The 19,884-nt window shown below is 61.8% G+C and carries 23 protein-coding genes and 1 pseudogene; 13 read left to right on the plus strand and 11 right to left on the minus strand.

The window, feature by feature from the left end:
- Positions 1-112 precede the first annotated feature (112 nt).
- Positions 113-337 carry a hypothetical protein gene (locus tag EB235_RS28000; protein ID WP_027034158.1) on the minus strand — a complete coding sequence of 75 codons (225 nt, stop codon included), beginning with the start codon at positions 335-337 and terminating at the stop codon, positions 113-115.
- A 95-nt stretch (positions 338-432) separates the two neighbouring features.
- Here EB235_RS28000 and EB235_RS28005 point away from each other — a divergent pair, with 95 nt between their 5' ends.
- From EB235_RS28005 to EB235_RS28015, 3 genes are all read left to right on the plus strand, one after another.
- Positions 433-1,347, plus strand: a complete 915-nt coding sequence (locus EB235_RS28005) for a LysR substrate-binding domain-containing protein (RefSeq protein WP_027034157.1) — start codon at positions 433-435, stop codon at positions 1,345-1,347.
- Positions 1,348-1,431: 84 nt separating this feature from the next.
- The gene (locus EB235_RS28010) at positions 1,432-2,688 is read left to right on the plus strand and encodes an aminopeptidase (protein ID WP_027034156.1); all 1,257 of its coding nucleotides are present in this window, start codon (positions 1,432-1,434) and stop codon (positions 2,686-2,688) included.
- Positions 2,689-2,710: 22 nt separating this feature from the next.
- Entirely contained in the window at positions 2,711-3,067 is a 357-nt protein-coding gene (locus EB235_RS28015; protein ID WP_027034155.1) for a DUF488 domain-containing protein, read from the plus strand.
- Between the two features lie 46 nt (positions 3,068-3,113).
- Here EB235_RS28015 and EB235_RS28020 read toward each other — a convergent pair whose 3' ends face one another.
- Positions 3,114-3,464 (minus strand): ArsC family reductase, encoded by a 351-nt coding sequence (locus EB235_RS28020; protein WP_027034154.1) that lies wholly within the window; start codon positions 3,462-3,464, stop codon positions 3,114-3,116.
- Positions 3,465-3,633: 169 nt separating this feature from the next.
- Here EB235_RS28020 and EB235_RS28025 point away from each other — a divergent pair, with 169 nt between their 5' ends.
- Positions 3,634-3,990, plus strand: coding sequence for an ArsR/SmtB family transcription factor (locus EB235_RS28025; protein WP_027034153.1), 357 nt, complete (start codon positions 3,634-3,636; stop codon positions 3,988-3,990).
- Positions 3,987-4,466: an SRPBCC family protein gene (locus EB235_RS28030; protein WP_027034152.1), complete on the plus strand. Its 480-nt coding sequence runs from the start codon at positions 3,987-3,989 to the stop codon at positions 4,464-4,466. The genes EB235_RS28025 and EB235_RS28030 overlap by 4 nt, the downstream gene beginning before the upstream one ends.
- Positions 4,467-4,559: 93 nt before the next feature.
- On the opposite strand, the gene EB235_RS28035 is transcribed toward EB235_RS28030, so the two are convergent.
- From EB235_RS28035 to EB235_RS28075, 9 genes are all read right to left on the minus strand, one after another.
- Positions 4,560-4,913, minus strand: coding sequence for a nuclear transport factor 2 family protein (locus EB235_RS28035; protein ID WP_027034151.1), 354 nt, complete (start codon positions 4,911-4,913; stop codon positions 4,560-4,562).
- A gap of 128 nt (positions 4,914-5,041) precedes the next feature.
- Positions 5,042-5,665 (minus strand): 2'-5' RNA ligase family protein, encoded by a 624-nt coding sequence (locus EB235_RS28040; RefSeq protein ID WP_027034150.1) that lies wholly within the window; start codon positions 5,663-5,665, stop codon positions 5,042-5,044.
- A gap of 208 nt (positions 5,666-5,873) precedes the next feature.
- The gene (locus EB235_RS28045; protein ID WP_155256487.1) at positions 5,874-6,056 is read right to left on the minus strand and encodes a hypothetical protein; all 183 of its coding nucleotides are present in this window, start codon (positions 6,054-6,056) and stop codon (positions 5,874-5,876) included.
- 156 nt (positions 6,057-6,212) lie between these two features.
- Positions 6,213-7,640 carry an aldehyde dehydrogenase family protein gene (locus EB235_RS28050; protein ID WP_027034148.1) on the minus strand — a complete coding sequence of 476 codons (1,428 nt, stop codon included), beginning with the start codon at positions 7,638-7,640 and terminating at the stop codon, positions 6,213-6,215.
- A 39-nt stretch (positions 7,641-7,679) separates the two neighbouring features.
- Entirely contained in the window at positions 7,680-8,765 is a 1,086-nt protein-coding gene (locus EB235_RS28055; RefSeq protein ID WP_027034147.1) for an ABC transporter ATP-binding protein, read from the minus strand.
- Positions 8,755-9,363 carry a cupin domain-containing protein gene (locus EB235_RS28060; RefSeq protein ID WP_027034146.1) on the minus strand — a complete coding sequence of 203 codons (609 nt, stop codon included), beginning with the start codon at positions 9,361-9,363 and terminating at the stop codon, positions 8,755-8,757. The genes EB235_RS28055 and EB235_RS28060 overlap by 11 nt, the downstream gene beginning before the upstream one ends.
- Before the next feature lie 200 nt (positions 9,364-9,563).
- On the minus strand, positions 9,564-10,631 hold the full coding sequence (locus EB235_RS28065) for an ABC transporter substrate-binding protein (RefSeq protein ID WP_027034145.1): 1,068 nt from the start codon (positions 10,629-10,631) through the stop codon (positions 9,564-9,566).
- Between the two features lie 26 nt (positions 10,632-10,657).
- A complete protein-coding gene (locus tag EB235_RS28070; protein ID WP_027034144.1) occupies positions 10,658-11,479 on the minus strand; it encodes an ABC transporter permease in 822 nt (273 codons plus the stop codon).
- Positions 11,476-12,360 (minus strand): ABC transporter permease, encoded by an 885-nt coding sequence (locus tag EB235_RS28075; RefSeq protein WP_032926938.1) that lies wholly within the window; start codon positions 12,358-12,360, stop codon positions 11,476-11,478. Before EB235_RS28075 ends, EB235_RS28070 begins: the two co-directional genes overlap by 4 nt.
- Before the next feature lie 354 nt (positions 12,361-12,714).
- Between EB235_RS28075 and EB235_RS28080 the strand changes: the two genes are divergently transcribed.
- The 8 genes and pseudogenes from EB235_RS28080 (at position 12,715) to EB235_RS28110 (ending at position 19,882) form a co-directional block, all read left to right on the plus strand.
- On the plus strand, positions 12,715-13,872 hold the full coding sequence (locus tag EB235_RS28080; RefSeq protein ID WP_027034142.1) for a fumarylacetoacetate hydrolase family protein: 1,158 nt from the start codon (positions 12,715-12,717) through the stop codon (positions 13,870-13,872).
- Positions 13,873-14,193: 321 nt separating this feature from the next.
- Positions 14,194-14,520, plus strand: coding sequence for a hypothetical protein (locus EB235_RS28085; protein WP_155256486.1), 327 nt, complete (start codon positions 14,194-14,196; stop codon positions 14,518-14,520).
- Between the two features lie 4 nt (positions 14,521-14,524).
- Positions 14,525-14,824: a hypothetical protein gene (locus EB235_RS28090; protein ID WP_155256485.1), complete on the plus strand. Its 300-nt coding sequence runs from the start codon at positions 14,525-14,527 to the stop codon at positions 14,822-14,824.
- A gap of 4 nt (positions 14,825-14,828) precedes the next feature.
- A pseudogene (locus EB235_RS34890) lies at positions 14,829-14,945 on the plus strand (fumarylacetoacetate hydrolase); the annotation flags it as partial.
- Between the two features lie 117 nt (positions 14,946-15,062).
- Entirely contained in the window at positions 15,063-16,592 is a 1,530-nt protein-coding gene (locus tag EB235_RS28095) for a sugar ABC transporter ATP-binding protein (protein ID WP_051429816.1), read from the plus strand.
- Positions 16,589-17,617 carry an ABC transporter permease gene (locus EB235_RS28100; protein WP_051429815.1) on the plus strand — a complete coding sequence of 343 codons (1,029 nt, stop codon included), beginning with the start codon at positions 16,589-16,591 and terminating at the stop codon, positions 17,615-17,617. Before EB235_RS28095 ends, EB235_RS28100 begins: the two co-directional genes overlap by 4 nt.
- A gap of 226 nt (positions 17,618-17,843) precedes the next feature.
- A complete protein-coding gene (locus EB235_RS28105) occupies positions 17,844-18,779 on the plus strand; it encodes a substrate-binding domain-containing protein (RefSeq protein ID WP_027034141.1) in 936 nt (311 codons plus the stop codon).
- A gap of 116 nt (positions 18,780-18,895) precedes the next feature.
- Positions 18,896-19,882 (plus strand): ABC transporter permease, encoded by a 987-nt coding sequence (locus EB235_RS28110; protein WP_027034140.1) that lies wholly within the window; start codon positions 18,896-18,898, stop codon positions 19,880-19,882.
- Positions 19,883-19,884: the final 2 nt, after the last annotated feature.

Here is a 19,884-nt window from a genome sequence, read left to right on the forward strand (position 1 = left end):
CGCACAATAAATGCGGGGATTGCTGAAACAATCCATCTTTCGTTGGGCCAGTCGGCCCACCGCATTTCTCGCTATGCCTGAGTTTTCCCTGGGCGGAGGGTGCGGTGACCGCTCAGCAGCGCCCACCGAAACCGGCGTGCAAGGGGTTGGTCTCATGCACGGTTCGCCGCGCCGTCAGCCTGAACGGCACGTCACCCAATTCGCGCTCCGACATGGTGTTCAGCACAGGATGCGACAGCGGATCGGTGAGCCATCTCAGCGTATCGTTCTCGGAGCGCGGCTGATGCGGCGTGTTCACGGCGAAGAGGACCTTCAGCGACGACAGCATGTTCAGCATTTCCGGCTCCCGGGGGCTTCTCCCGTTGATAAAGTCTGCTGTTTCAGTGCGCCTTTCAATTGAGATTTCGGCCGGAACGGTTTAGAAAATCTCAAATGGCCATGCTCAACCGCGTCCATCTCAACGGCCTTCGTGCCGTCGAAACCGTCGCCCGCCTCGGCTCGCTCGCGGCGGCGGCCGGCGAGCTCAACGTTTCCGTCAGTGCCGTCAGCCAGCAGATCAGCCGCACCGAAAAGCAGCTTGGCCAGGCGCTGTTCGAGCGCACGGCGACCGGTCTGGTGCTGACCGAATTCGGCGCCGTCTTCGCGGCCCGTCTCGGGACGGGGTTTCGCGAGCTTGCCCTGGCCGTAGCCTTGGCCGACGAGGCAACGCAATGCACGTTGGTGGTTTCGGTGGCGCCGGCCTTCGCCTCGAAATGGCTGCTGCCCAGACTGTCGCGCCACTTCGACCGTCATCCCAACGTGCTGCTGCGCATCGACGCGACGGTGCGGCTTACCAATCTCGATCGCTCCGACATCGACATTGCCATCCGGCTTGGTGACGGCAAATGGCCGGAGGGGCGAGCGGAATTGCTTTTGGCGCAGGAAGTTTTTCCCGTCTGCGCGCCGGTGATTGCCAAGAAATTGACGTCGGTCGAGGATCTTGCCCAGACCTGCGCCATCACCGACGAGCGGGCGATGATCAATTGGGAGAGCTGGTTCACTGCCGCCGGTGTTCCACCGGTCACCTTCCAGAAAGGCGCGCGCTTCACCGATCCGATGCTGTGCCTGGAATCGGCCATTGCCGGCCATGGCGTGATGCTGGGCTGGCAATTGCTGACGGCGGACGCGCTGGCCGATGGGCGGCTGGTGGCGCCATTCGGAATCCGCGCCCAGAGCGGCCTCGGCTACTGGCTGGTGACCTCGTCGGCCAAGGCGGAAAGCCGCAAGGTCCGGGATTTCAAGGCCTGGATCAAGGAAGAAATCGCAGCGACGATGACGCAGTTCGGATCGCTCGAAAGCGCGGCCTGAACTGGCCCAGCGCAATCGCGGTGGAAAGGACGGTGGCGCCGGTCTATGTAAAGTATCGGACCCCACATCATGGCAGGCAGGATCATGACCACACATTCGCGCGGCGTTTCCGCAACGATCGACCCGGTGAAGCTCGACAGGCTGGCGGAAGTCGCCATCAAGGTCGGGCTGCAATTGCAACCTGGACAGGATCTGGTGCTGACCTCGTCGATCGCGGCACTGCCGCTGACCAGGCGGATCGTCGAGCACGCCTACAAGGCCGGCGCCGGGCTAGTGACGCCGATCTTCAACGATGACGAGATGACGCTGGCGCGCTACCGCTTCGGCGCGGACGCCGGTTTCGACCACGCCGCCGGCTGGCTGTACGAAGGCATGGCGAAGGCTTTTTCCAACAATGCGGCCAGGCTTGCCGTGCGCGGCGAGGATCCCTCGCTGTTGTCGGCGCAGGACCCAGCCAAAGTGGCGCGCGCCAACAAGGCAAACTCGATGGCCTATCAGCCGGCGCTGGAAAAGATCACCGGCTTCGACATCAACTGGAACATCGTCGCCTATCCGGACCTGGCCTGGGCCAAGCAGGTTTTCCCTGGCGATGCCGACGATGTCGCCGTGGTCAAGCTCGCCGACGCCATCTTCGCGGCCTCACGGGTGGATGTCGAAGACCCCATTGCAAACTGGACGGCGCACAATGCAGCGCTGCGCAGCCGCACGGAATGGCTCAACGGCCATAATTTTCATGCGCTGCATTTCACCGGACCGGGCACCGATCTGACCGTCGGCCTGGCGGATGGCCATGAGTGGATGGGCGGCGCCTCGACCGCCAAGAACGGCATCACCTGCAACCCCAACATCCCGACCGAGGAAGTCTTCACCACGCCGCATGCAAGGCAGGTCGAAGGCCATGTCTCCTCGACCAAGCCGCTGTCCTACCAGGGCACGCTGATCGACGAGATCTCGGTACGTTTCGAAGGTGGGCGCATCATCGAGGCCAAGGCTTCGAAGGGCGAGGACGTCTTGAAGAAGGTGCTCGACACCCATGAGGGATCGCGCCGTCTGGGCGAAGTGGCGCTGGTGCCGCATTCCTCGCCGATCTCGGCCAGCGGGCTTTTGTTCTTCAACACGCTGTTCGACGAGAACGCCGCCTGTCACATCGCGCTCGGCCAGTGCTATTCGAAGTGCTTCGTCAACGGCGCCTCGCTCAGCCAGGACGAGATCGCCGCGCGCGGCGGCAACAAGAGTTTTATCCACATCGACTGGATGATCGGCTCGGACAAGATCGACATTGACGGCGTCCACAAGGACGGCCGCAAGGTGCCGGTGATGCGCAAGGGCGAGTGGGCCTGAGATCACGCTTACGGAGGGTCGGATGGCCTTCGACTTTGCGGTCAAACGGATTTACCAACCACCCGCGCCCGATGACGGGCAGCGGGTTCTCGTCGACCGCATCTGGCCGCGCGGCGTCAGCAAGGAGCATGCCGCACTGGCGCTATGGCTGAAGGACATCGCGCCGAGCGACGCGTTGCGCAACTGGTTCGGGCATGAGCCGGCGCGCTGGGCGGAGTTTCAGGAGCGGTACCGCGTTGAGTTGGATGGGAATGGCGAGGCGGTGGCGCAACTGCGTGGCCTGCTTCGCCAAGGCAAGGTGACGCTGCTCTACGGCGCGCATGATGAGGCGCATAATAATGCCGTGGCGTTGGCGGGGTACTTGCGCGGGACGGACTGAAGCGGCTGACATTTCTGAGGCCGGCGGGCCAAGGTGAAGGTCCGCCCTACTTCCCCACCGCCTGCTCGTAAGCCTCCGGCTTGAACCCAACCAGAACCCGATCCCCCACCTCAAGCACCGGCCGCTTGATCATCGTCGGCTTGGCCAGCATCAGGGCCTTGGCCTTCTTCTCATCTAGCGCTTCCTTTTCCTTGTCCGGCAACTCGCGAAACGTCGTGCTGCCCTTGTTGAGCAGCTTTTCCCAACCGACCTTGCCGACCCAGCCATCCAGCCGCTTCGCGTCCAGCCCCTCCGCACGAAAATCGTGGAAACGATAGGGTACGTCATGGCTCTCCAGCCAGACGCGCGCCTTCCTGATCGTGTCGCAGGTGGTGATGCCGTACATGGTGATCGTCAAAGCGTGCTTTCCTTGGGCTGACCGTCGAATCCGTCCCGCAGCCTAAAACTGCCCTCCGCGCTTTTCCAGCACCCGGGTCCGTGTCTCCGCATTTTTGGGGCTTGCCAATACTAAGGAATTTTCCTAAGTATTTTTCGAACCATTTTTGACGGCGATGCAGGACCGACCCATGGCAAGCCTCCAGACCACGACTTCAGGCCTCCCGCCCATCGACGGCATCTTTCGCGCACTCGCCGACCCGACGCGGCGGCGCGTCGTCGAGCGGCTGAACCGCAGCCCGGCCTCGGTCAGCGAACTGGCGCAGCCTTTCGAGATGGCGCTGCCCTCCTTCATCGAACACCTCAAAGTGCTGGAAGGCTGCGGGCTGGTGCGCTCGGAAAAGATCGGCCGCACCCGGACCTATCAACTGGCGCCCGAGCCGCTGCAACTCGCCGAAAACTGGCTGGCCGAACAACGCACGCTGTGGGAGCGCCGCCTCGACCAGTTCGACGCCTATGTGATGATCCTCAAGGAGCAGGAAAAATGAGCTACCCCTTCAAGCCGGATCCCAGGCTGGACCTGGTGCTGGAACGCGTCATCGATGCGCCGCGCGAATTGCTGTGGCGTGCCTTGACGACGCCGGAGCATGTCAGGCAATGGTTCACGCCAAAGCCGTGGCTGATCACCGATTGCGAGATCGATCTGCGGCCGAGTGGACTGTTTCGCACACGCATGCAGTCGCCTGACGGCCAGGAGGTCAGCGATCGCCATTGCTGCTATCTCGACATCGTGCCGAACGAGAGGCTGGTGTGGACGGATGCGCTGCTGCCGGGCTACCGGCCGTCAGGCGAGCCCTTCATCACCGCGGTCATCTCCCTCCAGCCGGATGGCCGGGGCACACGCTACACCGCCACCGCCATCCACCGCGACGAGGCGACCCGCAACAACCATGAAGAGATGGGCTTCTTCGACGGCTGGGGCACGGTGGCCGATCAGCTTGCGGACTACGTGAAGACGATTTGAGCCGCCGCATGATGGCCGGGGCATTGCCCCCGGCCGCCATGCTTGTTTTTCGATCTACAGTGGAGAACTCCGCAGTCGGCGGAATTTCCAGCCTCAGTAGTAAAAGCGCTCTTCGGTGATCTTGCCGTTCTTGACCGTGTACAGGCCAACCTCATCCATGGTGACACGCTCGCCGGTGGCCTTGGGCGTTACGTCGAACTTGAAGCGCACGGCGAACTGGTCGCCATTGACATAAGGGCCTTCGACCGAGCCGCCGTGGACTTCGTGGTTCTCTTGCCACCATTGGCCCTTTTGCTTGAGAGCCTCCTTGCCACGGGCCACGGCCATCGGCCCTTCCATGGCTTCGTAGCTGACGATATCGTCGGCGTTGTATTTCTCGCCAGCACCGGCGTGATCTCCCTGCTGGAGCAGTTCGGTGAAATCCTTGGCAATTTCCGCGATGGTCATGTGTGTTCCTCCTGTTGAGACGCACTCGAACTAGGGAAGCGCGTGCCGGCGCGCCAGCCTTGCCCGCACGACAGCTGACAATGTGTGTCAGGACGATAGATATAGCGCGGCTATGTGATGGCCAGTTCTCACATGCCGGCCAGGGAATCGTCCTGGCCGGACAATTGCCAGATCGCTGGACATTCGTATTCACCCTGATAGCTGCGGATCAGCGCAAAGCTGCGCACCGTCCAGGACATCGGCTCAACAATCTGTTCCCGCACTTTTGGCACGCCTCGTCTGTCACGAAGCAGCGTGACATGTGGCTCCAACGAGCTCGTGACAAAGGGTTTGAGTGGGCTGTCGTCAATTACGGCAGAGAGCTTGCGCCAGAAGGCTTGCAGGGCCGGCGAATGGTCGCCGCTGCGAAGCACCAGCGCTCCGCCGCCGAAGGCTGACAGGCGGTCGAAGCAAACTTCGAACGGTTTGGCATGTATAAGCAGACCAACATGACGGGCCATATCCACCACAGCTTCGGGTTTGCCATCACCAAGGCCTATCAGGCTTATGTGCATTTGATTTGTTGGCGTCAGCCGACCCCGCAATCCCAGTTCTTGATTGTAGTGCTCCGCCTTGCACCTCAGCATTGCATTGACCGGGTCTTCGACCAGGAATTCGTAGAACAGATGCGGCTCTCGGGCGGCGTTCGGCGAATCCCAGTGGAAATGGGCCTGACCGTTCTTGCCAATTCCGTAGGTAGGCAGCTCGTTCATGGCTGATCCCTTTCGGACATTTTATAAAGGATCACTTAGGAACAAAGCAGGAACAAATGTTTGAGTCAAGTGTGGATTGATGCGAAGCTTGGCAGCAGCCAGACGCCGAACTCGATCAACGAGATCACCGGAAAAAAGGCGCGGTTCGTCCGTTGGAACGGGGCGGGATCGGATGCAGGCGCCTGCAGCTGGGTAGCGCCTAGCGCGTTCAATCCTTGTGTAAGCAATAGTCACACAGACCGTGGTCGCCTGCCGACGCTATAGCAGCATTGAACGACTGGCCGCAGTGGATGCACTGAATCTTTTCGACGGCTTCGTGGAAGGTCGGACGCTGGCGCTTCTTGAGATATTCCGCAACTTCTTTGTCTGTGAACCCTGATTTGTTGGCCACGCGGATCATCCTCTTGGAGCCGCCCCTCATAGCACATTTCGTTAGATAGCTCCATTTCGTGTGGATGCCGGCCTATCACTAGCCTTAACAAAACGGGCACTGATGCTTTCCGCACCAGCGCCCGCTCACGAGAACTTACCAAATAGCTGCCCGAGCCTACGCCCCGTAGCCGATGATGCCCTTGACCTCCACAAAATCATGGATCGCCCAGTCAGCATATTCGCGGCCGTTGCCTGACTGCTTGTAGCCGCCGAATGGTGCGAACGTGTCCCATTCCGGATAGTTGATCGAGACCTGCCCGGCGCGCAGCTGGGCAGCGACCTTGCGGGCATGCTGGATGTCCTGCGACTGGACATAGGCAGCAAGGCCGTAGACGGTGTCGTTGGCGATCTTCACCGCGTCGTCGTCGTCCTCGTATGAAATGACCGACAGCACCGGGCCGAAGATCTCTTCCTTCTCGATGGTCATGCCCGGTGTGACATGGCCGAACACGGTCGGGCGCACATAGTAGCCGCGGTTGAGGTGCTCCGGCCGGCCTGGGCCGCCGGTGACCAGCGTGGCGCCTTCCTTGATGCCGGCCTCGATCAGCCGCTGGATCTTGTTGAACTGGAGCTCGCTGACCACCGGGCCAAGCTTGGTCTGTTCATTGCGCGGATCGCCGACATTGTGTGCTTCGGCCGCCTTCTTGGCGATGGCCAGCGCCTCGTCGTGGCGGGCAGCCGGCACCAGCATGCGGGTCGGCGCGTCGCAGGACTGGCCGCTGTTGCCGAAGCAACCCTCGACGCCCTTGCGCACCGCCGTTTCGAAATCGGCGTCGGGCAAAACGATGTTGGCCGACTTGCCTCCAAGTTCCTGCGCCACGCGCTTGACCGTTTCGGCCGCCGTCTTGGCGACGATGATGCCCGCCCGGGTCGAGCCGGTGAAAGACACCATGTCCACATCGGGATGGCCGGCCATGATCTGGCCGACATCCGGGCCGGTGCCGTTGATCATGTTGTAGACGCCCTTTGGCACGCCGGCGGCTTCCATCACTTCGGAGAAGACGATGCCGCTGATCGGGGCGATTTCGGACGGCTTCAGCACCACGGTGCAGCCGGCGGCAATGGCTGGCGCCACCTTGCAGACGATCTGATTGAGGGGCCAGTTCCATGGCGTGATCAGCGCGCAGACGCCGATCGGTTCCTTGACCACCATGGTGCCGCCGCGCTTCTCCTGGAATTCATAATCCTCCAGCGCCTTGATGGTGGCTTCCATATGCGCCCTGCCCGCCCAGGCCTGCGCCTCGCGCGCCCAGGTGATGGGCGAACCATTTTCCTGACTTACGGCCTGGGCGATATCCTCGAAGCGTTCGTTGTAGACTTCGAGGATGCGCTTCAACAGCGCCAGGCGCTCGGCCTTGCTGGTCTGCGAGAAGGACGGAAAGGCCGCCTTGGCGGCCGCGACAGCCTTGTCGACATCGGCCTTCGAGCCGACGGAAATTTTCGTATAGGCCTCTTCCGTTGACGGGTCGATGACGTCGAGCGTCGCCGGCACCATGGGCGCCACCCATTTGCCGTCGATGAAGAAGTTGAGATGATTGCTCAAAGGGGAACACTCCGGTTTTCGGGGAAATGGACGGGCAGTTTATGCGGGGAGCATAGGGCAGTTGGCGCCACGGCGCAGACTGATATGCGCCACGTCGCCGACGCTGAATCGAAAACCCTCGGCCTGGCGCGGTGCATCGATCACCACCGGCATGCCTTGCCCCAGTTCCGCGTGCAGGCGCAGCGTGCGGCCGTGAAAGACGATGCTGTTGACGCGCGCCGGCGCCGTGCCCGGCGCGGCTTCGGTGACCGCCAGCAAATCCTCGGGGCGCACGCCGATGGTGCGCACCTCGCCTTCGCCGGGTGACTGGCCGGGTTCGGAAATCGCCTTCAACGGCAGCATGCCGGCGGTGAAACGCAAGCGATCGCCATCACGACCGACAAAGCGCGATTGCAGGAGATTCATGGTGCCGATGAAGCTCGCCACAAACTTCGTGGCGGGCCGATCATAGAGCGTCGCCGGCGGCGCGATCTGCTCGATGCGGCCCTTGTTCATGACGACGATCCGGTCGGAGATCGACAGCGCTTCGGTCTGGTCGTGGGTGACCATGACGAAGGTGGTGCCAAGCCGGGACTGCAGCCGCTTCAGTTCCACCTGCATCTGTTCGCGCAGATGCGCGTCGAGCGCCGACAGCGGCTCGTCGAGCAGGAGCACGCGCGGCTCGCAGACGATGGCGCGGGCGAGCGCGACGCGCTGACGCTGGCCGCCCGACAGTTCCGAGACGCGGGCACGAAGCTTGTCGGCGAGGCCGACCATGTCAAGGGCTTCGCCCGCACGCTTTGCCTGCTCGGCGCCAGACAGTTTTCGCAGGGACAGGCCGAAGCCGACATTTTCGGCGACGTTCATATGCGGAAACAGCGCGTAATCCTGGAACACGGTGTTGACCGGCCGGTCGAAGGGCCTGAGCGCCGTGATGTCGCGGCCATCGAGCAAGACCTTGCCGTTGGACGGGCTTTCGAAACCGGCGATGACGCGCAGGCTGGTGGTCTTGCCGCAGCCGGACGGCCCGAGCAGCGTAATGAACTCGCCGCTGATAATGTCGAGATCGACGGCATCGAGGCCGACGATACCGCCGGGAAAAATCTTCGAGACGGCCTGCAGCCGTACAAGGGGATCAGGCGCCATCGCGAACCTCGGACGGTCTCGTGGTGTTGACCCACAGAATCTGGCACTGCTTGTCGCCCGGATTGCGGAAAGCATGCAGAAGCGTGCTCTTGAAGGCAAAGGAGTCGCCGGCCTTCAGCCCGTATTTTGTCGAATCCACCACCAGTTCGACCTCGCCCGCCAGCACGTAGCCGAATTCATGGCCGGCATGGGCATAGGCTTCCGCCGTGCCGCCACCCGCCTCCACCGTCACCAGCATCCCGGTCAATGTCGCGCCCGGCGGCGACAACAGCGCCTTGGCGATGCCTTCCGACTTTACCGGGATCTGCCGCCTTTTGTCGGCGCGCACGCAATAGAGATCGTTGACGGCATCGTTGCCGTCGGTGATCAGCGCCGACGGCTCGATGTCCAGCGCCGCGGCGAGCGGCCAGATCACCTTGACGCGCAACGAAGACATGCCGCGCTCGATCTGGCTCAGCGCACCGATCGAGACGCCGGCTTTCGCCGCAAGCTCAGCCAGCGAAAGGCGGCGTTCGAGCCGCAGCGCCCGCACGCGACGGCCGACGCGAACGTCGGCATCGTCCTTTGGCTTTTCGGTGGCTTCGTCAAGGATGTCCATGCGTAAGTCCTCGTTGCAGTCACTTCACTGGCGCAGCGCTTCGCGGTTCTACCTTCTCCCCTTGTGGGAGAAGGTAGATCGGCGCGCAGCGCCGAGACGGATGAGGGGTGAGCGACGGATCGCCATCGGCGCCAAGCTGTAGCACCCCTCATCCGTCGCCTTCGGCGACACCTTCTCCCACAAGGGGAGAAGGGGGAGCGTCACCCGCCCGCCTTCACCTTCTCGAACATCTTCGCCACATCGTCATTCTGTTTCATCGGCCCGGTGAAGATCGTGCTCTTCAGCATCACTTCCGGATCCGACGGCAGTTGCAGCTTCTCCAGCTCCTCCTTCGAAACGCCGGCGAAAGCGGTCGAAAGCGAACTGCCATATCCGTAGGACTGGATCAGGAATTTGCCCGAATCGGCATCGAGCCGGCTGTTCATGAAATCATAGGCGAGGTCGACATTCTTGGCGTCCTTCAGCATGACGAAGCCGCAGGCCCAGGTCAGCATGCCTTCCTTCGGCTTCATGAACTCGACCGGCACGCCCTGCTTCTTCAGCGAGGTGGCGGACGCATTCCAGGTCATGGCGGCGACCAGTTGCCCGCTGGCCAGCGCCTGTTCGACCGAGGTCATGTCGGTGGTGTAGTTTGAGAGCAGCGGGCGCTGCTCGCGCAGCTTTGCCGCCACCTTGTCCATCTGCTCGGGCGTCATGTCGAACGGGTTCACGCCAGCCAGAAGTGCGGCAACGATCGGCGTGTCATGCACGGCGTCGATGGTCGCCATGCGGCCGGCATATTGCTTGTCCCAAAGCAGGTTCCAGCTCGCTTCGGGGTTCTTCACCAGATCGGTGCGGTAGAGGATCGAGGTGTTGCCCCAGTCCCACGGCACCATCCACACCTTGCCGTCACCGGCCTGCAGGTCGGGGAGATTCTTGAACACAGGGAAGATCGAATCCCAGTTCTTGATGCGCTTGGTGTCGATCGGCTGCAGCAGACCTTCCTTGTTCCAACGCGCCACCTTATCGTAGCAGGGATGGGCGATATCGGGCCGGAAGCCGGCCTTGACCTTGGTGAAGGCGTCATCGTCGTCGCCGAAGATCGAGGCCTCGACACCATCGGGGTGTGCAGCAAGGAAGCTCTTGTTGAAGTCGGGCAGTTCGTAGCCCGACCAAGTGAAATATTGCAGCTTTTCGGCGGCCAGCGCCACGGTCGAAGACAGTGCGAGCGCCAATGCGGCGAGCCCGGCACGGGCCTTGTGTCCGGTAATCGATTTCAGAAATGCCATTTTCGTTCTCCTCTTCATTGTTGTGGTCAGGCTGGATTGCGGCGCGCGGCGCCGAGCCCGCGATGGCGCAGGAACTCGGCTGTACCGGCAATGATGAAGGACACGGCCAGGATCACCGTCCCCAGCGCCATGACGGTCGGCAGCGACCGGGGGAAGCGCAGCTGGCTCCAGATGTAGAGCGGCAGTGTCGGCTCGGTGCCTGCAAGGAAGAAGACGACGATGAACTCGTCGAAGGAGATCAGGAAGGCGAGCATGAAGGCCGACAGCACGGCAGGCAGGCTGAGCGGCAGCATGACGCGCCGAAACGTCGTCCAGTCGGAGGCGCCAAGGTCCAGCGCCGCCTCGCGAACGCTCCTGGGTATGGCGGCGAAACGGCTGCGCATGATCACCACGGTGGTTGGCAGCGCCACCAGTATGTGTCCAAGAACGATGGCGATGCGCGATGGTCCAAGCGCTACGAGGTTGACCAGGATCAGCAGCGATATGCCGACGATGACACCGGGAATGAGGATCGGCAGCCGCGCGATGGCGCTGATCGTGGCGGCCAATGGCGAGCGGCCATAGAGGTCCATATAGGACACGGTGATACCGCACAGCGTGGCGCCGGAAGCCGCGATGGCGCCGATGACGAGGCTGTTCAAAAGCGCGCCCGACAGCGCCGGATTGCCATAGAGCGTCGCATACCATTCAAGCGTGAAGCCCTGCAGCGGAAACGCCGCCTGGATGGAATCGTTGAAGGAAAACAGCGGGATCAGCAGGACCGGCAAATAGAGGAAGACCAGATAAGCAAGCACATAGAGGCCGAGCCAGCGGCCATCCCGTTTCGTGCTGGTACGTTCCGCTTTCATGTGCGGCTACCAAATCTGCGGTCGGCGCCGCGCGCGACCAGCACCACGACGAGGATGACCAGCATGACGCAGACCGAGAGTGCGGCGCCGAACGGCCAGTCATTGGCCTTGCCGAACTGCGACTGGATCAACGTGCCGATCATGGTGCTGACCGGGCCGCCAACCATGGCCGGCGTAACATAGTCACCGACCGTCGGCACGAAAACGACGAGAGCTGCGGCCAGTACGCCCGGCATGGAGTTCGGCAGCACCACGCGACGAAACACGGTGAACGGCCGCGCACCAAGATCGGAAGCAGCCTCGAGCAGGGATTTCGGGATCGTGTCCAGTGCCACATAGATCGGCAGGATGGCGAAAGGCGCGTAGGCGTGGGCGAGCGTGACGACCACCGCCGCCGGCGTGTTGAGGAAAGCCAATGTCGGCTCCGACCAGATGCCGCTTTCGATCAATGCCGAGTTCAAGACACCATTGTAGGCGAGCACGATCTTCCAGGCGAAGACGCGCAGGAGATAGCTGGTCCAGAACGGCAGCGTCACCAGGAAGAGCAGCAGGCCGCGCCGCGATCCAGCGTGGAAGGCGAGATAGTACGCGACGGGGTAAGCGGTAACGACGGTTGCCAGCGTCACCAGGCCGGCAATGATCAGGGAGCGCAGCGTCACCGTCCAGTAAAGCGGATCGCTGGCCACGGTGACGAAGTTTTCGGCAGTCAGTCCAACGCCAAGCAGCGAGCCATCATTGCCGCGGAATGCAAGGAACAGCACGAGGGCCAGCGAAAACAGGATCAGAAGGAAGGTGACCAGCGCGCCCGGCAGCAACATGGCGAGCCGGAAGCCCGATGAAGAGCGGGACTCAGGCGCCTGTGCTGCAACTAGGGTCGACATCGACCTGCCCATCGAGAATTTGAAATTGGCTAAGACTTTTTCATATCCATGAAACTGTCAAGCGGAATCCCGCCAGTGGGAATTGTTGTGAACGGCTCGATGCATCAAGACCAGCACAATACCTAGCCGTATGCGCGGCATGAAAATCCAGCTGAAGTTTCACACTTCTGAAAGAGGCCCTTCGGTTTGGTGACGCCCAATGCCGACCGACCCATCGGAAAGCTGGAACTTCACTGCCAAAAAACATGGCACCATGGATTGCCAACGACGGGATAGACCTTTGAGCGGAATCCGGTGAAAGTGCCGCGCCGATCCGGCAAGCCCGCATTTTTCGATGATCAGAGGACCGCACGTATGACGAACCCGACGCATCTGCCCACCGAGGGCCTTTTTGTCGGCCGCGCCAGGAACGGCGATGCCTCGCATCCCCTGATAGTCACGGTGCGCGACGGCACGGTCTTCGACATCACGTCAAGCGCGGCGCCGACCGTGCGTGACATCTGCGAGATGGCCGATCCGGCAGGGCATGTGCGCTCGGCCAAGGGCAAGCCTATCGGCTCGCTCGATGACATCGCGGCGAACAGCTTTGAGGCCAGGCGCGATCCGGCAAAACCTTATCTGCTCTCGCCGGTCGACCTGCAGGCGGTCAAGGCGTCAGGCGTCACCTTCGTCGTCAGCCTGCTGGAGCGGGTGATCGAGGAACAGGCGCGCGGCTCGGCTGATAAGGCCGACGCCATCCGCGCCGACATTGCCGGGCTGATCGGCCATGATCTGTCAAAGCTCAAGCCCGGTTCGCCGGAAGCGATGGAGATCAAGGCCAAGCTCATCGCGCGCGGTGCCTGGTCGCAATATCTGGAAGTGGGCATCGGCCCCGATGCCGAGATCTTCACCAAGTGCCAGCCGATGGCCTCGGTCGGCTTCGGCGCCGATGTCGGCCTGCATCCAGTCTCGACCTGGAACAATCCGGAGCCGGAGATCGCCATGATCGCCGCCTCAAGCGGCAGGATCGTCGGCGCCACCATCGGCAACGACGTCAATTTGCGCGACGTCGAAGGGCGTTCGGCGCTGCTGCTGGGCAAGGCCAAGGACAACAATGCCTCCGCGTCGCTTGGCCCCTTCATCCGCTTGTTCGACGACACGTTCTCGATCGACCACGTGAAGCAAGCCGTGGTGCGCCTGAGGGTCGAGGGCGATGACGGCTTCTCGCTGGAGGGCGCAAGCTCGATGGCCGAGATCAGCCGCTCGCCCGAAGAGCTGGTTGCCGCCGCCATGGGGCCGCACCACCAATATCCGGATGGGCTGGCGCTCTATCTCGGCACCATGTTCGTACCCTCAAAGGATCGTGGCGAAAAGGGCAAGGGGTTCACGCACAAGGTTGGCGACATCGTCACCATCTCGTCGGAAAAATTCGGTGCGCTGGTCAACCGCGTGCGGCTGTCGCCCGATTGCCCGCACTGGACCTACGGTGCCAGCCATCTCATGCGCGACCTGGCGAAGGCTGATCTTATCTAGCTTTCGCGTCAGCCCTTCGGGATTTGCGCCAAGTGGCCTGCAGCGACAGTCATTAAGTTCCGCATGGAATTGACCGACAATAAGCTCGCCTCACTCCAAATCGACGATCGTTTTCGCCGATGAGTTTCGTGCGCAGTCCCCGCAGTTGGGGGAACGTGCCGACAAGGCGAGGACTCCTGTGGATAATCCCCGCAATGACTTGCCGCCATGAAGTGAGGACTAACCTTCCAAAATCCGGTGATTTACGTGAGGCTATGTGTTACTAATAAGGAGTCAGCGGCTAGCATTGTAAAATTTGCTTCAGGCCTTAGAGGCATTTCAATGGGAAAAATCGGTGCATTTCTACTGCTGTATGGCCCAGCAATTCAAATATATCTAACAACAGTTTTCGGCGCATGTGGCATGTACGTATTTTCTTCGTATAAGGGATTCGACAACTCAATAAATTTCTTGAAAAGAATGTTTCCTGAACGAAGTGATGTATTTTATGCCAGAGCGGATTTTTTTCTGGTTAGCCTGAGCGGAAGCGTAATAGGCATTATAACATTCTCTCCTCAAGGAATTTACCAGGCCCTAGCCGCTGGTTTTGGATGGACAGGAGCTATGAACGTTCTCCTGAAATCCGAACCGCCGAAACGCCAGGAGTAGGCAGATGGCCTCGTTTTCAAACATAAATCTTGTTCAGACACTACTCGTTGCTTTTGGAATTATTGGTACTTTAGTTTTGGTATTTTCCCTTGGAACACTGAGGCCAGCAGTTATATCAAACTTTAGAAAAAAACTATATTACACCTTAATTGGCACAACAATTTTTATCATTGTAACCTACACTTCAATTCTAACTGCATACAAATTTGGATTTATGGGACATGGCAATATTATTGTAGAATCACCTGAAGATTGCAATAAACTCGACACTGCGCCTTTGTGGGCTCGGTGCCCCCCTCTATAGTTTGCATTCGGAAAAGTTCGGCGCTCTGGTCAACCGGGTGCGGCTGTCACCCGACTGCCCGCACTGGACCTACGGCGCCAGCCATTTGATGCGCGACCTCGCCAAGGCCGGTCTCCTCTAGCGATACTCCAGGCGGCCTTCGTCAGGAAGGCCGTCATCAACACAATTTTACGCGGAATCCCAGTGACGGCGGACGCAATCCGCTCCAAGATCGCGGTGCGGTCGGGGGGCCGTTTCGATGTCCGATTCGCCGATCCTGTTGGTGCGCAACGTCGCCAAGCGCTTTGGCGGCACGGTTGTGCTCGAAGACATGAACCTTATGGTCGAGCGCGGCTCGATCCACGCGCTGGTTGGCGAAAGCGGCGCCGGCAAATCGACACTGACAAAGGTGTTGGCGGGCATTGTCCGGCCAGACAGTGGCGTCATCGAATTTGACGGCAAGACGGTGACGATCGACAGCCCCAATGCCGCGCGGAAGCTCGGCATCGGCGTGGTTCTACAACAGCCGGGACTGTTTGCGGAGCGCCCAGTGCTGGCCAATCTGTTCGTCAACCGGGAGCCGGTCCACAACGGGTTGATCTCGCGGCGCGAAATGGAGGCACGCAGCCGAGACCTGCTTCGCCAGCTTGGTCTTGATGTCGATGTCCACACCCCGCTCCGCGACCTCGGGTCAGGTGAACGGCAGTTGGTCGCGATCGCCCGCGCGCTTCTGGAGAACCCGAGGCTGCTTATCCTCGACGATCCGAATTCGGCGCTTGATGGGCGCCAGGGCGAGCGGCTGTTCGCGGCGCTGCGGGGCCTGAAAGCCAGGGGCATGAGCATGCTCTACGCATCGAACCGTCTCGATGAAGCACTGGCGATTGCCGACCAAATGACAGTGATGCGCAACGGTCGCGACGTGCTGTCGAAGGCTCGGCAAGACCTGACGACCTCCGAGGAAGCGATGATCGGCCAGTTGCGCCAGTCCCTCTTCCCGCTGCCGCTCAGGGCCTTGCCGACGCTTGCCGGCACGCTGCGGCCGCAGATCGCTGTTGAGGGGCTCAGCGGCGGCATCCTGTCCGGTGTCAGCTTCACGGCCCGCGCCGGCGAAATCCTCGGGCTTGCCGGCTCTGGAGCACCGGACCTGCTTGCCCTGTTGTTCGGGTTGCGCAAACCCCGCCAGGGCAAGGTGCGGTTTCCCGATGGGGACGGCTTGCCTGGAACGCAGACGGAAGCGGCGCGGCGCAACATCTGCATGATTTCGGGCGATCGCGGCAACGGGCTGATGGCCGACAAGTCGATCGCCTTCAACATAGCGAATGTCGTTGTCGGCGCACGCAACTGGGGCTCGCGCTGGTATTCACCCAAGGCGGCGCTCGGCCGCGCCGCGCGCCAGATCGAGGCGCTGCGCATCAGGAGCACGCCGGAGATGCCGGCCGGCTCGCTTCCGGCCGGCGGCCAGCAGAAAGTGGTCATCGCCAAATGGCTGGAAATCGGCCCGCAAGTGATGTTGCTCGACGAGCCTGCCCGCGGCATCGATATCGGCAGCAAGCAGGAGATCTATGCCTTGATCCGCCAGATGGCGGCCAGCGGCTGCATCGTGCTGCTGCATTCCCGCGAACTGTCTGAACTGACGGGCCTCTGCGATCGCATCCTTGCTTTCGATCAGGGCAGGCTGGCCGGCGAAATCGCCGGCGACGATATGGATGTGGGCAAGGTTCTGAAGCTGATCATTTCGGACAAACCCGCGGACGAACGCCATCAGAGCAACCGGGAGAGCGCTGCATGACGAGGACCGATACCGCGCCACCGCTCGCCGGGTCGGCGAACCATCAACCCAGACGCCGCATTCGTCTGCCGGTCGAGACCGGTGTTTTCGTTACGCTCGCCGTGTTGGTCGCGCTGCTTGGCTGGTGGAGCCCTTCCTGCCTCGAACCGGCCAATCTGCTTTCGATACTGAGCCAGGCCGCCCTCCCCGGCCTGCTGGCGATCGGCATGGTGTTCGTTCTCGCCACGCGCGAGATCGACGTTTCGGCTGGTGCCGTGTTTCATCTCGCGGCAACCTTCGCGGCCCTGCTCATTGTTGCAGGAATGGACCCCTGGCTCGCCGCCCTGGCAGGTGTCGCGGCCGGTGCCGGGCTAGGCCTGATCAACGGCCTTATGGTGATCGCGCTGCGTCTGCCGGCTCTGCTGGTGACGCTCGGCACATGGTGGATGATCCAGGGCCTGTCGCTGGTGGCCGGCAAGGGGCAGACGATCGTCCCGGCAGGCGCGGGCAGCGGCTTCTTCACCACGCTTTCCGGCAAGGCCTTCACTGTGGTGCCGGTGACGGGCATCATCTTTGTCGTGTTGGCGCTGGCGATGCATGTCGTGCTTCACCGCACCCGCTTCGGCTACCGGGTCCAGGCCGTGGGCAGCAATCCGCAAGCTGCCGCCTATGCCGGCATTCCAACGTCCAAGGTACGGCTGCTGACGCTGGTGCTGATGGGTGCGATGGCCGGGCTTGCCGGCGTGGTCCACCTCGGCTCCCAAGGCACCATTGCTCCCGGTGACGGCGGCACGTTCGCACTGCTGGCGATCGCGGCAGCCATCATTGGCGGCACAGCGCCTTCGGGCGGCAACGGCAGCGTCATCGGCGCCGCGATCGGCATGCTGGTCCTGCAGGCAATACTGAGCGCCATGACGTTGCTTGGCGTGGGTGCCATCTGGGCGACTTTCACAACCGGTGCGCTGGTCGTGCTGGCCCTGGCGATCGACCGGCTGATCCGGTTATGGCGCGACTGGCGTGCCGGTCGCGGCGATCCGCTCGGCTGAGCCTCGACGCCGATCATCCGGCCGCCTGGAAAAAATCACCCCAACTGATGCAATCTGATGGGTCCGCTGATGGCGCCGCGTCAGGCGCCATCTACATCTGCAGATGGAGGCTTGCCATCCGTCGAAAAAGGGGATGCTCTGAGGCATCCGAGCGGCGCTGGCAAAAGACGCAATCCGGCTGAAGCCGGAACAAGGGACGGATCATCTTCAACCGGGAGGAAATCAAATGCTGACAAGACTGAGACTTGTGCTCTACGGCCTGCTGATCGCGCTGACGCTCGTTCCGGCAGCCGCGCAGGCCAAGACGTTCTACTGGATTTCGCATGGCGGCCCGGCCGATCCGGTCTGGACCTACTTCTTGGCCGGCGCCAAGCAATGGGCCAAGGACACCGGCAACACCGTCAACACCTCGTTCCACAATGGCGATGTCGCCTCCCAGCAGGAAGCGGTTCGCGCCGCGCTCTCGGCCAAAGCCGACGGCATCGTCACCACAAGCCCCGATCCGGGCAGCCTTGTCGAGATCGTCAAGGAAGCCCGCGCGGCCAACATCCCGATCATCAACTTCAACACGCCCGATCCAAAAGCCAATTTCAATGCCTATGTCGGCGGCGACAACGTTACCTTCGGTAAGCATTGGGCGCAGTATCTGGTCGACAAGGGCCTGGTGAAGAAGGGCGACTTCGTCTGGATGCCGGTCGAGATCCCCGGCGCCACCTATGGCGTCCAGGAAGAGGAAGGCATCAAGAGCGTCTTCGGACCGCTCGGCATCACCTATGAAGTGACCGAAGCGACGCTCGACCAGGCCGAGGTGATCAACCGCATGGTCGACTACCTCACCGCCCACAAGGGCAAGGTCAACGCCATCATCGGCCTTGGCGACCTCGTCACCGGGTCGATCAAGCGGGTGTTCGACCAGGTCGGCGTCAAGCCGGGTGAAATTCCGGTTGTCGGCTGGGGCAACTCGCTCGACACCACGCAGGAAGTGCTGAACGGCTATGTCAATGCCGGCCAGTGGCAGGACCCGCAGGCGACCAGCTATGTCGCGCTGTCGCTCGCCAACATGGCCGCGTCAGGCATTCCTCCGGGCTTCAACGTCATCACCGGCGCGCTCTATGAAAAGGACACCGCCGCAATCTACGACAAGATCCTGTCTGGCAAGTAACATCCGGACCCAAACAGTCGCGACCCTATCCACGGTCGCGACTGTCTTGTCCATTCGCCGAGCCTCGCCGGATCCAGCGCAGGTTTTAGCCATTCCCATCATGTCGCGGGTTATCAGTGGAAAATCATTCGCTTGTCCAACGCCTGATCGCGCGACCTGAATTCGGTCCCTTCGTCCTGCTGGTCGTCGAGATCGGCGTTTTCTGGGGCTTCAACCACGACTTCCTGTCGCCGCAGAACATCTCCAACACGCTGGCCTTCACGGTCGAACTCGGCCTGATCGCACTGGCGATGACCTTGCTGATGACATCAGGCGAATTCGACCTGTCCGTCGGGTCCCTGTTCGGCTTCTCGCCAGTGCTGATGTGGACGCTGTTCAATGCCGGCGTCACCTCGCTGGAGATGGGCTTTGTCGTCGCGCTGCTGGTTGCCGCCCTCATTGGCCTGGTCAATGGCTGGTTCGTCACGCAGCTCAAGATTCCGTCCTTCCTGGTCACGCTCGGCATGCTGCTGGTGGTGCGCGGCAGCGCGCTTTTCATCACCGACGGTTTTCCGCAGCGTACGTGGAGCGCCGAGGGCAGCTGGCTGGCGGAAGCGCTGGTCGGCGATTTCTTCATCGGGCCGTTCCGCATCTACATGTCGCTGTTCTGGTTCATCGCCGCGGCGATCGCGCTCGGCTATGTGCTGACGCAGAGCCGGACCGGCAACTGGATCCAGGCGGCTGGCGGCAATCCCAACGCGGCGCGCGCCCGCGGCGTCAATGTCAACCGCGTCAAGATCGGCCTGTTCGTCCTGTCATCGGTGATGGCCTCGCTTGCCGGCGTCATCTCCTCGCTGCGCACCTCCGCCGCCAACCCCAACAGCGGCACCGGTTACGAGCTCGAAGTCATTGCCATGGTGGTGATCGGCGGCACGGCACTGACCGGCGGACGCGGCACCATCATCGGCACCGTGCTCGGCATCCTGATCCTGCGCGTGATGCGCAACGGCATCGTGCTGATCGGCGTGCCCGGCCTTGCCTACAACATCTTCATCGGGGCGATCATCCTTGGCATGATGGCGCTCCACTCATGGCTGGAACGCCGGCACCAGGCAGGGACGTAAGA

This window comes from Mesorhizobium loti R88b, assembly GCF_013170845.1.
GTDB classification, from domain to species: Bacteria; Pseudomonadota; Alphaproteobacteria; order Rhizobiales; family Rhizobiaceae; genus Mesorhizobium; species Mesorhizobium loti_B.

Excerpts from the sequence above, each read along its gene's own strand:
- EB235_RS28000 (WP_027034158.1), bottom strand. The coding sequence starts at position 337 with ATGCTGAACATGCTGTCGTCGCTGAAGGTCCTCTTCGCCGTGAACACG.
- EB235_RS28005 (WP_027034157.1), top strand. The coding sequence starts at position 433 with ATGGCCATGCTCAACCGCGTCCATCTCAACGGCCTTCGTGCCGTCGAA.
- EB235_RS28010 (WP_027034156.1), top strand. The coding sequence starts at position 1,432 with ATGACCACACATTCGCGCGGCGTTTCCGCAACGATCGACCCGGTGAAG.
- EB235_RS28015 (WP_027034155.1), top strand. The coding sequence starts at position 2,711 with ATGGCCTTCGACTTTGCGGTCAAACGGATTTACCAACCACCCGCGCCC.
- EB235_RS28025 (WP_027034153.1), top strand. The coding sequence starts at position 3,634 with ATGGCAAGCCTCCAGACCACGACTTCAGGCCTCCCGCCCATCGACGGC.
- EB235_RS28030 (WP_027034152.1), top strand. The coding sequence starts at position 3,987 with ATGAGCTACCCCTTCAAGCCGGATCCCAGGCTGGACCTGGTGCTGGAA.
- EB235_RS28035 (WP_027034151.1), bottom strand. The coding sequence starts at position 4,913 with ATGACCATCGCGGAAATTGCCAAGGATTTCACCGAACTGCTCCAGCAG.
- EB235_RS28040 (WP_027034150.1), bottom strand. The coding sequence starts at position 5,665 with ATGAACGAGCTGCCTACCTACGGAATTGGCAAGAACGGTCAGGCCCAT.
- EB235_RS28055 (WP_027034147.1), bottom strand. The coding sequence starts at position 8,765 with ATGGCGCCTGATCCCCTTGTACGGCTGCAGGCCGTCTCGAAGATTTTT.
- EB235_RS28060 (WP_027034146.1), bottom strand. The coding sequence starts at position 9,363 with ATGGACATCCTTGACGAAGCCACCGAAAAGCCAAAGGACGATGCCGAC.
- EB235_RS28065 (WP_027034145.1), bottom strand. The coding sequence starts at position 10,631 with ATGGCATTTCTGAAATCGATTACCGGACACAAGGCCCGTGCCGGGCTC.
- EB235_RS28070 (WP_027034144.1), bottom strand. The coding sequence starts at position 11,479 with ATGAAAGCGGAACGTACCAGCACGAAACGGGATGGCCGCTGGCTCGGC.
- EB235_RS28075 (WP_032926938.1), bottom strand. The coding sequence starts at position 12,360 with ATGTCGACCCTAGTTGCAGCACAGGCGCCTGAGTCCCGCTCTTCATCG.
- EB235_RS28080 (WP_027034142.1), top strand. The coding sequence starts at position 12,715 with ATGACGAACCCGACGCATCTGCCCACCGAGGGCCTTTTTGTCGGCCGC.
- EB235_RS28085 (WP_155256486.1), top strand. The coding sequence starts at position 14,194 with ATGGGAAAAATCGGTGCATTTCTACTGCTGTATGGCCCAGCAATTCAA.
- EB235_RS28090 (WP_155256485.1), top strand. The coding sequence starts at position 14,525 with ATGGCCTCGTTTTCAAACATAAATCTTGTTCAGACACTACTCGTTGCT.
- EB235_RS28095 (WP_051429816.1), top strand. The coding sequence starts at position 15,063 with ATGTCCGATTCGCCGATCCTGTTGGTGCGCAACGTCGCCAAGCGCTTT.
- EB235_RS28100 (WP_051429815.1), top strand. The coding sequence starts at position 16,589 with ATGACGAGGACCGATACCGCGCCACCGCTCGCCGGGTCGGCGAACCAT.
- EB235_RS28105 (WP_027034141.1), top strand. The coding sequence starts at position 17,844 with ATGCTGACAAGACTGAGACTTGTGCTCTACGGCCTGCTGATCGCGCTG.